Origin of the sequence: Streptomyces sp. NPDC050988 (genome assembly GCF_044456225.1) — a bacterium.
Classification (GTDB): Bacteria; Actinomycetota; Actinomycetes; order Streptomycetales; family Streptomycetaceae; genus Streptomyces.
In genome coordinates, this window is the sequence record NZ_JBITFQ010000019.1 from 53,072 (window position 1) to 67,284 (window position 14,213).

Annotated in this window: 8 protein-coding genes; 2 read left to right on the top strand and 6 right to left on the bottom strand. The window is 72.2% G+C overall.

Translation table 11 applies throughout. From position 1 onward, the window contains the following. Nucleotides 1-348 precede the first annotated feature (348 nt). Nucleotides 349-4,224 (bottom strand): XRE family transcriptional regulator, encoded by a 3,876-nt coding sequence (locus ACIBEI_RS32085; RefSeq protein WP_398893705.1) that lies wholly within the window; start codon nucleotides 4,222-4,224, stop codon nucleotides 349-351. A 204-nt stretch (nucleotides 4,225-4,428) separates the two neighbouring features. On the opposite strand from ACIBEI_RS32085, the gene ACIBEI_RS32090 reads away from it, so the two are divergent. Then, a complete protein-coding gene (locus ACIBEI_RS32090; protein WP_398893706.1) occupies nucleotides 4,429-4,815 on the top strand; it encodes a hypothetical protein in 387 nt (128 codons plus the stop codon). A 293-nt stretch (nucleotides 4,816-5,108) separates the two neighbouring features. On the opposite strand, the gene ACIBEI_RS32095 is transcribed toward ACIBEI_RS32090, so the two are convergent. The 5 genes from ACIBEI_RS32095 to ACIBEI_RS32115 form a co-directional block, all read right to left on the bottom strand. Next, nucleotides 5,109-5,498, bottom strand: coding sequence for a hypothetical protein (locus ACIBEI_RS32095; protein WP_398893707.1), 390 nt, complete (start codon nucleotides 5,496-5,498; stop codon nucleotides 5,109-5,111). Between the two features lie 220 nt (nucleotides 5,499-5,718). Beyond that, nucleotides 5,719-5,934 carry a hypothetical protein gene (locus tag ACIBEI_RS32100; protein WP_398893708.1) on the bottom strand — a complete coding sequence of 72 codons (216 nt, stop codon included), beginning with the start codon at nucleotides 5,932-5,934 and terminating at the stop codon, nucleotides 5,719-5,721. Nucleotides 5,935-6,350: 416 nt separating this feature from the next. After that, nucleotides 6,351-7,304 (bottom strand): ABC transporter ATP-binding protein, encoded by a 954-nt coding sequence (locus tag ACIBEI_RS32105; RefSeq protein ID WP_398893709.1) that lies wholly within the window; start codon nucleotides 7,302-7,304, stop codon nucleotides 6,351-6,353. Further along, a complete protein-coding gene (locus ACIBEI_RS32110) occupies nucleotides 7,297-10,191 on the bottom strand; it encodes an FtsX-like permease family protein (RefSeq protein WP_398893710.1) in 2,895 nt (964 codons plus the stop codon). The genes ACIBEI_RS32105 and ACIBEI_RS32110 overlap by 8 nt, the downstream gene beginning before the upstream one ends. Beyond that, nucleotides 10,188-13,397, bottom strand: coding sequence for an FtsX-like permease family protein (locus ACIBEI_RS32115; protein ID WP_398893711.1), 3,210 nt, complete (start codon nucleotides 13,395-13,397; stop codon nucleotides 10,188-10,190). Before ACIBEI_RS32115 ends, ACIBEI_RS32110 begins: the two co-directional genes overlap by 4 nt. A gap of 252 nt (nucleotides 13,398-13,649) precedes the next feature. Here ACIBEI_RS32115 and ACIBEI_RS32120 point away from each other — a divergent pair, with 252 nt between their 5' ends. After that, nucleotides 13,650-13,958 (top strand): hypothetical protein, encoded by a 309-nt coding sequence (locus ACIBEI_RS32120; protein WP_398893804.1) that lies wholly within the window; start codon nucleotides 13,650-13,652, stop codon nucleotides 13,956-13,958. Nucleotides 13,959-14,213: the final 255 nt, after the last annotated feature.

The following is a 14,213-nucleotide window of genomic DNA, read 5'->3' on the forward strand; positions in this document are numbered from 1 at the left end:
CGCACCGCAGCACGAGGCACCGTCCAAGCCTGCTCCCCGGCCCGCCTCGCCTCCACCGGCGCCCCCGGAGATCTGCGACGCGGTGCAGTCGCACAAGGACCACGAGGAGCACGAGGACCACGAGGACGAGGAACGCACCGCGGTTGGCCAGGAGCCGGGGCGTTCGCTGTCGGGATCTGACAGCGATCACGGGGAGTCCTCACCCTCGGTGAAGGTTGTTCGATTCCGGCGTCCGAGCCGGCTCCACGTCCCGATGCGACCACTCGTCGGCCTCGGACCGACCCGCGCTGTCCAGTGTCGTCCACCACCGCGGCGGCACTGACCTTGAGTACGTTCGCAGGTGGCCTGTTACGGGCACGGGGGCCGGTAGGCAAGGTTCCCGAAGTACGTGTTCCACTCGGCGCGGGTGATGGCGGGACGGCTGAGTCGGCACACGCGGTCCGCGACGCGCTCCGGGTCCGTCTCCCACAGACGGACGACGCCGTCCGCGCCCGCTGTGGCCAGGGTGTGGTCATCGGAGCCGAACACCGCCGCGAACACCGGTGTGATGGGCTCGTCGTCGGTCAGCGAGGCAAACGTCTCGGGGTGGACCGGATCGGTCGTGTCCCACAGACGGGCGGTGCCGTCGGCACCCATGGTGGCCAGCGTGTTCCCGTCGGGGCTGAAGGCGGGAGAAAAGGCGTCGCCGACGTGGCCGCCGAAAGCCGCGCTCTGGTGCAGGCGGCGGTCGGTGACATCCCACAGGCGCGTCACGCCGCCGAATTCCGTTGTGGCCAGGGTCTTGCCGTCCGGGCGGAAGGCAACGGCGTTGACCCCGTCCGGGAGGGCCGGGGAGACGGCCAGCCTCCTCGGGTGGCGGAGGTCGCCGACGTCCCACAGTCCTACCCTGCGGTCCCATCCCCCGGTGGCCAGGGTGTTGCCGTCCGGGCTGAAGACGGCCGCATTGGCGCCATCGGGGTGGGCGGTGGTGGAGGCCAGCTCGCGGGGGCGGCGGATGTCCGAGACGTCCAACAGCCGTACGGTGCCGTCCAGGTCGGAGGTGGCCAGGGCGCGGCCGTCGGGACTGAAGGCCACGGTGTTCACGTGATCGCCGTACCCGGTGAGGGTGGCCAATGAGCGGGGGCGGCGGGGGACAGTGATGTCCCACAGCCGGGCCGTGCCGTCGTAACCGGCGGTGGCGAGGGTACGGCCGTCCGGACTCAGCGCCAGTCCGCAGACGGTGTCGGTGTGACCGGTGAGGGTGGCCAGCGGGCGGGCGCGACGGGGGTCGACGACGTTCCACAGCCGGGCCGTGCCGTCGTAACCGGCCGTTGCGAGGGTACGGCCGTCCGGACTCAGCGCCAGCCCGCAGACGGTGTCGGTGTGGCCGTAGAGAGCCGGGAGGGGCAGGTCCCACAGCCGTGCGGTGTGGTCGTCCCCGGCGCTGGCCAGGGTTCGGCCGTCGGGGCTGAACGCCACGAAGACGGCGGCGTCGGTGTGCCCGGTCAGCGCTGTCTGCTGCCTCGGGTGGCGCGGATCGCCGATGTCCCACACCCGCACGGTGTGGTCCAGGCTCGCGCTGGCGAGCGTGTGTCCGTCCGGGCTGATGGCGACGGAGCGCACGCCGTCGGTGTGGCCGGTCAGGGTCGCCAGCGGGGCCGGGCGTCCGGGGGCGGCCAGGTTCCACAGCCGCACGGTGCGATCCCAGCTCGCGCTCGCCAGGGTCTTCCCGTCCGGACCGAAGGCCACCCAGCTGACGGCTGCGGTGTGGCCGGTCAGGGTGGCCGACCGGTGGGCGTTCCCGGAGGCGTCGAGCGTCCACAGGTGTACGGCTCGGTCGAAGCCGGCTGCGGCCAGGGTGCGGCCGTCGGGACCGAAGGCCACGGAGACGAGCGCGGCGTCCGTGTCGTCGTCCGCGCGCAGTGAGGATCTCGTGCGGGGACGGCGCGGATCGGTGACGTCCCACAGCCGTAGGGTGCTGTCGGTACTCGCGGTGGCGAGGGTGGTGCCGTCCGGGCTGAACGCCACGGCGTTGACATCGCCGGTGTGGCCACGCAGGACCGCCAGCAGGCGGGGGCTGTCCGGGGCGGTGATGTCCCAAAGCCGCGCGGTGTCGTCCCAGCTCGCGGTGGCCAGGGTCCTGCCGTCGGCGCTGAAGGCAGCGTGGCTGACCTTGCCGGTGTGACCGGTCAGGATGGCCGGCGGGCGGGCGCGATGGGGGTCGGTGACGTTCCACAGACGGGCGGTGTCGTCGTTGCTGCCGGTGACCAGTGTGCGGCTGTCGGCAGAGTAGGCCACCGCGTTGACGTTGTAGGTGTGCCCCGTGAGTCGTGTCGCGTACGGGGTCGCGAAGGTGCTGAGCAGACTGCTCCGGGCCTCGGTGGTGGGGACCAGGCGGTAGGCGGCGAGGCTGAGCTGGGTGGCGAGCGCGGGATTGGTGGAGCGCAGCGCGGTGGCCTGCTCCGCGACCTTCTGGGACAGGGCGATGTTGCGCTGCCGGGTGGCGGTGCCCTCGGCACGCACCGCGTAGACGGTGGTGGCCGAGGCGGTGATCAGGAGCAGAATCAGCGACACGGTGAGCCGGCGCAGGCGGCGAACACCGCGGCGGGCGGCGGCCTGCTCGCTGTGCGCGGCGGCCCGGCTCGCGTCCAGGAACTCCCGCTCCTGCACGGACAGGGCGGCGCGGTCGAGCGCGGCGACCATGGCGAGACGCGTGCCTCGGTACAGGGCGCCGGGGTCTCGCCCCAGCGTCTCCCACGCCAGTGCCGCATCGGTGAGCCGGCGCAGCACCCGCAGGGCCTCTCGGTCCTCGGCCAGCCATCCGTGCAACCGGGGCCAGCAGCGGATCAGAGCCTCATGCGCCAGCTCCACCCGTTCGTGATCCAGCGTCAACAGCCGTGCTCGGGCGGCCTGTTCCAGTATGGCGACGATGTCGTCGCCGTCCGGCTGCTCGGCGAGCCCCCGCAGCTCCGCCAGGCGCGCCGGCCTCCGGGTGTCTTCCGTCCCCTCGCCCAGCGCGGTCAGCCGCACAAAAGCCCTCCGGGCCAAATCCCTTTGCTCTGGGCTCAGTTGCCCGTAGAACTCCTCCGCGGTGCGAGCGAGGCCGCCTTCGAGTCCGCCCACTGCCTCGAAGGCCTCCAGCGTCAGCGCGTTACCACGGCGTCGCCGCCAGGTCTCGAGGAGCGCGTGCGACAGCAGCGGCAGCGCTCCGGTGTGACCGTGCGCCTGCGCGGTGAGCGACGCCAGCAGTGCGCCCTCGACGGTGAGACCAGCCTGCTGGGCGGGTCTCACGACGGCCCTGCGTAACTCGTCGAGGCTCATCGGCCCGATCGGCACCTGCGCGTCGCGCATGACCTCCACCAGCAGCGGGTCGCGGGTGCAGTGCGCGTAGAAGTCGGCGCGCACACCGAGCGCCACCCGGCACTGGCCGGACCCGGTCGACGCGGCAGTGACCAGTGCCGCGACGAAGCACTGCCGCTCGTCGTCGTCCCGGCAGAGCGTGAAGATCTCCTCGAACTGGTCGACGACCAGTACGACGCCGTCGCCCCCTTCGCCCCCTTCGGACCCGTTGGAGCCGTTGGACCCTTTGGAGCGGGCGCCGATCTGCCGCAGCATCCGTGCCAGGTTCTCCGGGTTCTGCCGCAACTCCTCGTACAGCCGGCCCGGCGAGATGCCCGCCAGCGCGCCCAGCCGTACCGCGCACTCCTCCACCGGCCGGGGCCCCGGCGTCAGCACCACCACGGTCGTCGCGTCCCGCAGGCGCGGCACCAGACCGGCCCGCAACAGCGACGACTTACCCGACCCCGAAGCCCCGATCACCATCACGAACCGCTGCCGCTCCAGCCGCTCGGCCAGCTCCTCCACCAGCTGCTCCCGGCCGAAGAACCACCCCGCGTCCTGCTCCCTGAACGGCCGCAGACCCGTATACGGCGGTGGCGTGCCGGACTCCTCCGCCAGGCCGAGGGCGGGATCCCCGTCACCGAGGTGCTCCGCCGCCTCCCGCCAACGGCGCTCCCATTCCTGAACGTCCCCGTCGCAGGCGCGCACGTAGGCCAGGGTCACCGCCAGCGTCGGCAGCCGCTGCCCGGACGCCGCGGAGGACAGCGTCGAGATCGAGTAGTGCGCCCGCTCCGCCAGTGTCCGGTAGGGCGGATGGCCCGCCTTCCGCCGCAACTGCCGCAAGCCCGCGGCGAACTCCCGTAACGGACCGTCCCCCTCGTCCAGCGGTCGCTCCTTGCGCGGCATCGCCACACCTCCCCGTTCCCCCAGGTGACGGCCTGACAGCCGCGTCACATTTTTCACGAGTTGTTTGTTCGGCACCAGTGCTCTGAAGGCGAACAACGCGCGGGCCACTACACCTGGAGCGACCGGCCCGGCCGCACTCGTGACGGCCAACGGCCGAGGCTGAGGAACGGAAACGGATACTCACACTCCCGAAAGGATCCGCTGATGAAGAACCTTCGTACGACTCTGACAGTCGGTGCGACAACCATCGCGGCCGCACTGATCAGCACGTCCCCGGCCACCGCCTCGCCGGAGATGACTCCCTTCGACCAGGCCGCCGCCTGCACCCAGCCGGTGAATCCCGTGAGCGCCGGCGCGACGCGGGTTCACCTCTTCCGGTGCGACGACGGCTGGCACGGGCAGATCACTGGTGCCACCCCTGGGGATGAGATCTGGGTGACGAACGCATCGGGCGTCGTGACCGCCTGGCGTACGGTGCCCACGGGCGCGACCTCGATGAACAGCGGCACGGTCGGCACCTTCGGGTCACCGTGGCGTGCCTGCGGAAAGGACATCAGTCGCGGCGTGATCGGATGCACCGCCTACAACTGATCCGAACTCAGCACTGGTTCGACCGCGGCCGGAACGCGAAGGCGCCTTCACCACGTGTCGCGTGGTGAAGGGGTGACGCTCGACCCTGGGCGGCGAGTTCCTCGCGCAGTTCCTCGATAGAGATGGCGCCCGCGGACTCGTCAACGCGTCGCTGCAGGGCAGGGGCGGTCGATGTCTAGATGATCAATTCCAAGGGATGCCTGCGGAGGGTGTGGGGTGGACGGCGGCCGAAGCCATTGCGAGAGGGCAGGCGGCGGGCTGCCGGCCCTGGTTGTCGAGGTGGCAGCGGGCGGTCAGGCGTCAGGGGCGACTTCGGGGTGCGTGAACCGCACGGGCCTGCCCAGCGACCGGGCGTAGGCGATTTCGGCTCGGGTGCTGTCTCCGATGTAGTCGCCGACTACGAGTACCTCATCAGCGAGGCGGATCTTCGCCCGGTGCAGATCGCCGAGTCGAACCTTCAGCGCCTCGGCCTCGACAGGATCGGACCAAAGTCCGTGCGGCGACTTCATGTCAAAGCCCGGTTTGACGACGATCTTTCCGGCTTTGGTCTCCCGCAGATCGGCCTCGTTCATCTCGGTCATGAAGCGGGTGGAGCCGCAGATCACGACGATACGCGGGAGGCTCAACAGCTTCTTCGCGTCGGCGAGCTTCGCCTCGGGGGTGAGCAGTTGCCGGTATGACACTGGTTCCTCCTGGTGGTGTGGCCCAAGGGGTGCCTGCCGGAACCACGACTGGCCGACGCACACGGCGGGATCCTGCGCTTGCAACGGGTGATCCAGTCACATAGCCCGACATCGTGACAGCACTCGCCGGGCTGCAGAGCCTATGATCCAGAGCGCAATCCCAGAACACTGTGCTTCACCACGCCCGAGGGAAGATCGCTCTTTCCCGAAGCCCGAGCAGTCAACTCCACGAGACCGGCCCGGAGGTCGGCAGGACATCGCCTTCAACGAAGACGTTCCACTTCTCATCCATGTCCCGGGCTCGATATCCGCGCCGGATCCGGTCCCAGTCCTCGTCGGTCCAGACTCGATCCGGCAACTCAGACACCGGCCGGGGCGTGTTGATCGGATGGAGGCGCCGGAACGACTCTCGGGTGAGTGGCGCTTCGGTAGTCATGACGTGAAGCTACGGAAGCACCACTCCAATAGGACAGGGGCTTACCTCCAAGAGCAGGCACCCTGGGCAGAGGATGAACCCCAGCCGCCTTCCCGACGCGTCCGCAGCGTGATGAACAGCGACCGGGCAGGACGCCTTCACCGTTACCCCAGATAGCCACAGGGGCTTCTCGCGGGGGAAGTGCGCAGCGCGGATGCGTCGTTCGGCCCGGCTGCGGTCGCGGTATCGCACTCGGCTATCAGCAGCTCGGCGAGGAATCCGGCGTGGGAGAGCCCCTCTCGCTCGGCGCGGGCGATGAGGGCCCGTCCCTGCTCCTGCCGGGAACCGCCCGAACCACCATCAGCGTGCCCCTACGCCAGGAGAACCGGGCTGACGGCCGCCGCGGACCAAGGCACCGGCAATCGTGCTGGGATGCTTCAGGCCGAAGGGCCAGGGCCAGGGCCGGGGAGGTGTTCGGTGTTGTCGGGCCACACCCCCACATGGTCCGGTTCCCCGGTCAGGCGGACGCGGCCGCTCAGACCGTAGTGCTCCACGTAGTCCCGGGGCAGTTGGAGGCGGCCCACGCGGTCCAGGACCGTGTACTCCTCGGCGCCCCCACCGCCGGGCCCGCGCAGGGTCTCCGTGGAGGTGCGGCCGTCGCGGATGCGGACCGTGCGGCGGACCTGACCCGAGACCAGCGGGTCGTGGGTGACTACCAGGACGGTGGCGCCGAGTTCTTCGTTGGCGCGGCGCAGCGCGGCGAACACCTCCTCGGCGCTGGCGGTGTCCAACTCGCCGGTGGGTTCGTCGGCGAGCAGTACCTGCGGGGTGTTGGCCGTGGCGACCGCGACGGCCACGCGCTGCTGTTCGCCGCCGGACAGTTCGGCGGGTCGCCGGTCGCGGCAGTAGGCGACGCCGAGGACGTCGAGGAGTTCGGCGGCACGCGCGGCACGCCGGCGGCGCGGCACACGTACGTACTTCATGGGCAGTGCCACGTTCTCCAGGGCGGTCAGGTAGGGCAGCAGGTTGCGGCCGGTCTGCTGCCACACGAAGCCGACAGTGCGGCGACGGTAGCCGAGCCGCTCGCGTCGCCCCAGCGCGAGCAGGTCGTGCCCTGCCACCCGCGCGCGGCCCGCGGTGGGCAGGTCCAGTCCGGAAAGGATGGACAGCAGCGTCGACTTGCCGGACCCGGACGCGCCGACGAGCGCCGTGCACTCGCCCTCCTCCACGACCAGGTCCAGGCCCTGGAGGGCCTGGACCTCGACCTCGTCGGTGCGGTAGACGCGGACCAGGTTGTCGCACACGACGAGCCCCTCGTCCGCCTGCGGGCGGACGGACTCGCGGGCTCTGTCCTCCAGGTGTCGCAGGTCGCCGGCGTGAGGGTCAGTCACCGTTCCTCCCCAGTCGCAGGACCGCGCCGAGCCCGCGGCGCCGTCCCATCCAGGTCTCCACACCCACCGCCACCACGACCAGCACACCCAGGCCCACGCCCAGGACAACGGTCAGCAGCAGGTCGGGGTGCAGCGCGGGGGCGGCGGGTCCGCCCGTGAACTCCCGCAGATCCAGGGCGGGGCCGAGCAGCGCGGGCAGTGTCAGGCCCAGGGCCGTGCCGCCCACCACCGCCGCCACCACCATCGGCATCAGCTGCAGGAGATGCAGTCCGGTAGTGGCCCGGCCGCCCAGGCCGAGCGTGCGCAGGTAGGCGGTGGTGCGGCCGCGCGCCTCGGCCGACAGCAGCAAGTCCAGCACCAGCGCCAGCAGGGCCAACAGCACGGCGAGTGCGGTGCACGCGGTGTGTGCGGCCCGCAGGACGCCGATCATGCCGTCGGCCGCGGCATCGGCCTGTTCCTCGGAGCGGATACGCAGTTCACCGACGGCCGTGTCGTGGGTGGCGCGCGGCACCAGCGACCGCAGCGTCCGTACGTCCAGGTGCGGGCCGTACAGCAGCAGGGAGGACCCCTCGAAGTCGCTGGCCCCGATCGCCGTCAGGTCGCGGTTGTCGGCGAGCAGGAGTCGTTCTCTGGGGGGTGTTGTGCCGCGGAGCGGGCCCAGCGCCGGATCCCGGAGTACAGCGTCAGGGAGGGGGCCGGCGACGCGCAGGCGCTGTTTCCTGCCGTGCAGGGTGAGGGTGAGCAGGTCGCCCGCGCGGGCCCCGGTGGCCAGTACCCGGATGTCCGTACCGGACCGTGGGCCGGTCAGCCCGGCGGCCTGGAGCGCACGCGCCGCGGGCGAGCCGGGGGCCGCGGCCCGCAGGCGTGCGCCGTCGACGCCGACCAGGCTCGCGATGCCGTACCGGCTGCCGCTGGTCGCGCTCGTCGGGTCCACGCGCAGCTGCCGGACACGGACTGTCTCGCGCACCCCGCGCACCTGGGCCAGCCGCTCGGCGACAGCCGTACTGCGGTGTGCGCCGAGGTAGGAGGCGTCCGCGCCGACCTGCCAGGCGGCGGCCTCACGACGCCCCTCCACCAGCGTCCCGGCCACCAGTCCGCCGAACACCGCTCCGGCCAAGGTCACCACCAGGACCAGCAGGGCGAGGGCCCGGGCGGGTGCTTCCTTCGCGGCCCGGGACAGCGCGATCAGCGCCACCACGCCGCGACGCCGGGCCGAGAGGCGCGCCAGAACCCGTACCGGCAGCGGGTAACAGCGCACCAGCACAGCGACGGTGGCCAGTCCCAGCAGGGCGGGCACCGCGGCCAGGAGCGGGTCCGGTCCGGCCTCAGCAGCCGTGCCCCGCGTCCGCAGCGCGACGACACCGGCCGCGGCCAGGAGCAGGACCACCGCCTCGGCAGTCAGGCGGCGACCCGCCGCGAACGGGACCGGCCCGTCGCCGGTACGCGCGAAACGGTCGCGCAGGGCATGCCAGGTCAGCGCGGGCAGCAGCAGCCAGACCAGCCCGGCCACCAGCAGCGCCTGCCCGTAGGCGGGCGAAGAGCCGGGCAGCGAGCGGGCGGCCGCGATGCCCGCCATGAACCCGAGCAGCACGGCCGGCGCCGTGTGGGCCGCCCTCGCCAGCGCCAGGCCTGTCGCGGAGGCGCCGCGGGCACGCTGCAGCCGATGCGCGTCCAGGCTGCGGCGCACCGCGAGCAGTGCGGTCACCGCGGCCGCGAGCAGCCCGACGACGAGCAGGGACGCCAGCGCGAAGGAGATCACCACGCGGCCCTGGCGCCATTGCCGGCCGAAGTCGGTGAGCGCGTCGGGAAGATGCGTACTGTGCTGCAGGGTGGACGCCGGGTGCGGGCCGATCTCGCAGAACATGCCGCCGAAGTCGGCGATGTCACCGCAGAAGACGGACCGCGCGTCATCCGGATAACGCACCAGCAACTGCTGCAGCTCCCCCTGTCCCCGATCACTGGCGAACCGTGCGGCGGTCCGCGCGTCAAGATCCAGGCGCATTCCCCACGTGACCGTCAGCACCGCCCCGGCCTGCGTCTGCAGAGCCGTGACAGTACCGGGCGCCACCAGCGCGCGGGCCTCCCAGTCCAGCCCGGCAGCGCTGCGCGGCGGAAACCGCGACGGGCCGGCCAGCAACGGCACCTCACGCCACAACCGGCCCCCGCCCACAGCGCCGGCGCCCCTCGCGTCGCCGCTCTTGGCGTCGCCACTCTTGGCGTCAGCACCCCTGGTGCCGACGCCGTCCACGTCGCCGCTCTTGGTGCCGGCGCCGTCCGCAGTGAAGAACCCGACGACCACGGCGGTGGCCTGGACATTTTCCAACGCCCCGGGACTGAGCGGGAGTTTCTGCCCCAGCCGCAGCTCCAGAGCATCGCGCGTCCGGGTGGAGACGGCAATCTCCACGCCCTTACCGCGCCGGGCGGGCGGCCGCCCCTCCACGTAGGCCCCGCGATCCGGCGCGTCGGAGGCATACACCAGGCCCAACCCCACCTCCCCCGACCCCGTCACGGTGTCCAGGAGCGGCAGCTCCACCCGCGTCGAGTCGTGCACAATGCCGCCGTCCAGGCCATCGGGAGCCGCGTTGGCGATCACCTCGGTGACCGGGAGCAGGTCCTCGGCCAGGTCACTCGCCCAGGCATCGGCGTCCGCGCTGTCCGCCGGCTCGAACCGCGCGCTGAACAGGACGCCGGGCTCCACTTGCTGCTCCAGCTCCAGCCGCGAGGCCAGAGCCCGCCCGGCGAGCCGGTCCAGGAGTCCGGGACCTGCGGCGGCGACCGCGGTGAGCAGCGCCACCAGCACGGCCAGGCAGACCAGCAACGGCACATCGGCGCGCACCTCGCGCACAGCAACCCGGCGCAGCGGCCGTACCGAACGCCTCACCTTCACCGGTCCTCCCCCGCGCGCAGCACCCGCGCCAGATCGACCCGCCCCAGAAGGCGGGCGGCGACCGACACGACCGCGCAGATCACCAGCGTCGTCGCCCCCGCCGTGAGGGCCACCCGCGCCCAGGGCACCTCGGTGAGCAGCCCCGGGTAGACCGGCCTGCCGGTGTCATCGACCGTCACCACCGGCATCACCAGCGCCGCCAGCACGGTCCCCAGCAGCGTGCCCAGCACCGCCGCCACCGCGGCCAGCACCAGCTGCTCCGTCCACAGATACGCCGCCAACTGCCCACGCCGCACGCCCAGAGCCCGCAGCAACGCGAACTCGCGCGTCCTGGCCCGCACCGACAGTGCCGTATGCAGGGTGAAGCCGACGACCGCGAACGCGGGTGCCAGGACCAGACACAGGGTCAGCGCCCCGCGTGCCCCCTGCCGCAACGGGTCGGCGGCCAGTCGGGCCCGCATCTGCGGCACGTCAACACCGTCGCCCAGGCGGGGATCGGCACGTAGGGCGCTCAGCGCTGCCGTCGCGTCCCCGCCCTCGGCGGCGACCCACCAGGCGGACTCGGCGGCGGGCAGTGTTCCGCCGAGGACGAACTGGGCGGCCAACGCCCGGGAATCGGCCAGCAGTCGCGGCCGGTCACGGTCCGCGCCCGGCACCGCATCGATCTTCCCTACGATCCTGAGGCGGGCGGTGCCGCCACCGGCGCGCTGCACTGTGACCGTGTCCCCCACCCGGGCCACACCGGAGGACAGCAGCATGCGGTCGGCAAGTGCGGGAACCGCCGGACGCCCCTTGGCACGGTCGGTGCCCAGCCGCACGCTCCAGGTCGGGTACTTGAGCGTGGTGTCCGGTCCGCGCAGCACCGCGTCCAGGAGCGTGCCGGACGCCGGCCGATCCGAACACAGCACTGGCCCCGGAGCACTCCCAGGCGACCGGCGCGCCTTGGCACCGGGGCATCCGGCGATCTTCCGGTCCGGGGCGTCGGTCCGCAGGTCGTGCCAAGCAGCAGGCCGGGACAGGCCGGGTACGCGGTCGACGGAGAGCTGATAGGTACGCCGCACTCTCTCGCCGGTCATGCTCACACCGAGCTGGACGATCCGTGCGCCCTCGCCGACGACCGGGACCTTCAGGCGCACCGTACGGGCCGCACCACCGGTGTCCTCGAGGACGGCCTCGCTCGCCCGGGTGAGACCGTCGGCGTCCACGAAGTGCACGGTGAGCGTGAGGGGCACCGGGGTGCCGGGCCCGTCGGCGGACAGTCGTACACGCAACGGGAGTTCACCCGCCGCGCCGCTCAACGGCAGCCCGTGGACGGGAATGTTCCGGCCCAGCGGAGCGACCAGCTCGGACACCGGCCGGTCACTGAGGTCGGGACGCAGGGCGGGGGCTGGGCCGCGTGCGGTGTTGACACCGGTGACGGTGACCCAGCTCTGGCCGAGGTAACCGTTCGCCTCCACCACTGGAGTCACCGCCTCAGCGCCCGGCAGTGCGCCGTACGTGGCGCGCCGCTCGGCCGTCGCGAGCCGCTCGCCGGGGACGATCCGCAGGTCGGCGCCGACTCTGAACACCGCTTGGTCGTGGTCGCCCCGGTCCAGGATGGACAGTGCGGTGCTGCTCAGCGCGGCAACCGCCAGGGCGAGTGTCACCAGCAGCGCGGGACCGGCATGCCGCGCGGCACGCCGCGCGATCTGCCAGCCCCCCAGCGGCAGCACCAGTCCGGTGCCGCGCCGCGCGAGGGGATCCGCGATCCGCGCGGCAAGGGGCAGCGCCCGCAGCACCAGCAACGCCGCCGCGCACGTCATCGCCACCGGCGCGAGCACCAGCACCGGGTCTACTCCCCCACCGGCGACCGGCGACCGGTACTGCCGCAACTGCAGCCAGCCCAGCACCGCAACAGCGGCCAGGGCCACATCCGCACCCAGCCGCTGCGCCCCGGCGAACCGTCCCAGACGCAGCCGGAGCCTGCGCACCGCCTGCCGGTCCCGCACGGTCCGTATGGTCGGCCACAGCAACGCCGTACCGTGCACCACGACCGCCAGCAGCGCAGCCACCCAGCCCGCCGCCAAGGTCGCCGTCGCCGGCACATCGCCGGGAATCAGACCGGCCCCGTCCAGAAGACGCAGCAGCGGACCGGCGAGGAAGGGCGCGGCCGCACCGGCCGGCACCGCGACCACCGCCCACTGCCCGGCCGTCGCCACAGCCAGCCGTAACGTTCCGGCACCCCGCGCGGCGAGCAACGCAAGCTCGGCGCGACGGTGCTCGGCAAGCTGACGCGCAGTCAGCACGAGAGCAGCCACAGCCAGGGCAGCGAGCAGCGTCGCCGGAATGTAGAGACCGGCACGCGCCACAGCGATCGGGGTCGTCAGGTCGTCGAGCGCGTTGTCGAGCGTGGACCTGGCCTCGAGCTCGGCCGTGGACGGAGCACCGCGGAAGACGGACAGCGAAACGTCACTGCCGCCGAACGCGTCGGCACGCCGCTGCAACGGCCCGATATCACCGAGCCCGAGCCCGCCGGTGTCCGGCACACCCAGCCACAACGCATCGGCGTCCCCGGCGAGATCCGGCACAGCCGCGAGCGCCTGCCGCGACACCAGCGCCATCGAGTCGGGCGTCCTGAAGGTGGGGCTCAGGCTCGCCCAGACGGCCGGGCTGCGGCCGCCCACCCGGTACAGCCCCGCCACCCGCGTCCGAACCTGCCGACCACTGTCGGACTGCACCCGCAGTTCGTCGCCGGGCCGCACCGCGAGTTCCGCGGCGAACACCTCACTCACCGCGGTCTCGACCACCCCACCACCGCCCGCCCGCGGCCAGCGCCCCGCCACCAACTCGGCATGCCGCTGAGGCTCCTGGAGGGCAACGAGCGTGAGGACAGCGTCGTCCCGCCGGCGGCCGTCCGCCTCGGTCACACTGAGTGCGGCGGACCGGCTGGCCGGGACCCGTAACGCGGACCAGGTGTGATGCGGTACGCCACCGAAGGCACGGTCGACGGCAGCACGTACCAGACCATCGACCTTTCCCGCACCACGCGGCCGGTACGCTCCGGAGACCTCGACGACTGCCCCCGGGTCACGGGCCAGCCGTCGCTGTATCCCGCCCTCGACGGCCTTCTCCGTGAGCGCCGCGAGCGCGGCCAGCACGGTGGCAGCGAGCAGCACCGCAAGGCCCGCCGCACCCAGCACCAGGCCGTGGTGTGCGGTTCCACGCACTGCGGTAGGCGCACGTCTGCCGCTCAACTCGCCGGTCTCCCCCCGTACGACCCGCCACAGTATGGGTCCGTGCGTCCGAGCCCCGCAATCGTCCGGATCGCCCGGATCGGCCTACCGAAACCAGCTTCCCTGCCCAGCGGGGACGAGATCTGTGCCCAACGGGGCCTGAACCGACCCCACACATCAGGCCCGATGCCGCTCCGGCACGTCGCCAGGCTCGCACAGTCGAGGTACTCGGGCACGAGGAGTGCCATGTCACCGGTCCGGACCAAGATGTTCAAGCGCCAGATGTACTGCCGCGCGGCGTTCGGCCTGCTCCGCACGGAACTTCTCCTCGTCCCGAAGCCCAGCCACTGGCTTTGGCGCGGCCACCGCGACGGACATTACGATCGAGGGGTGACGGTCAAGTACGAGTGGCGGGGTGACTTCGGCAACGCTGCCCTCAACGCGCTCCACGCTGACGGCTTCCGCCACACCTACAACCACCACCGCTGCCACACCGCACTCGGAGGCAAGCCACCGATCACCCGTGTGAACAACCCTGCGGGTCAATACATCTAGCTCCTGCGCCCGCGCTGCCACCGGTCTGCGTGCCGATCAGGCCACCGCGAAGAAGATCGCGGCCCGGGCACGCGCGCACTGGGTCATCGAGGACACCGTCCACCGGACCGTCATCGAGAAGACCGTCCACAGGACCAAGGCCGTCGCCTTCAGCGAGGGCGCCAGTCAGGTCCGCCACCACAGCCCGGTCGTCGTGAGCGGCGTGCACGATCCGGCCCGCGCCACCCTCCACCGCGCCGGTGGGCCGGCATCGCC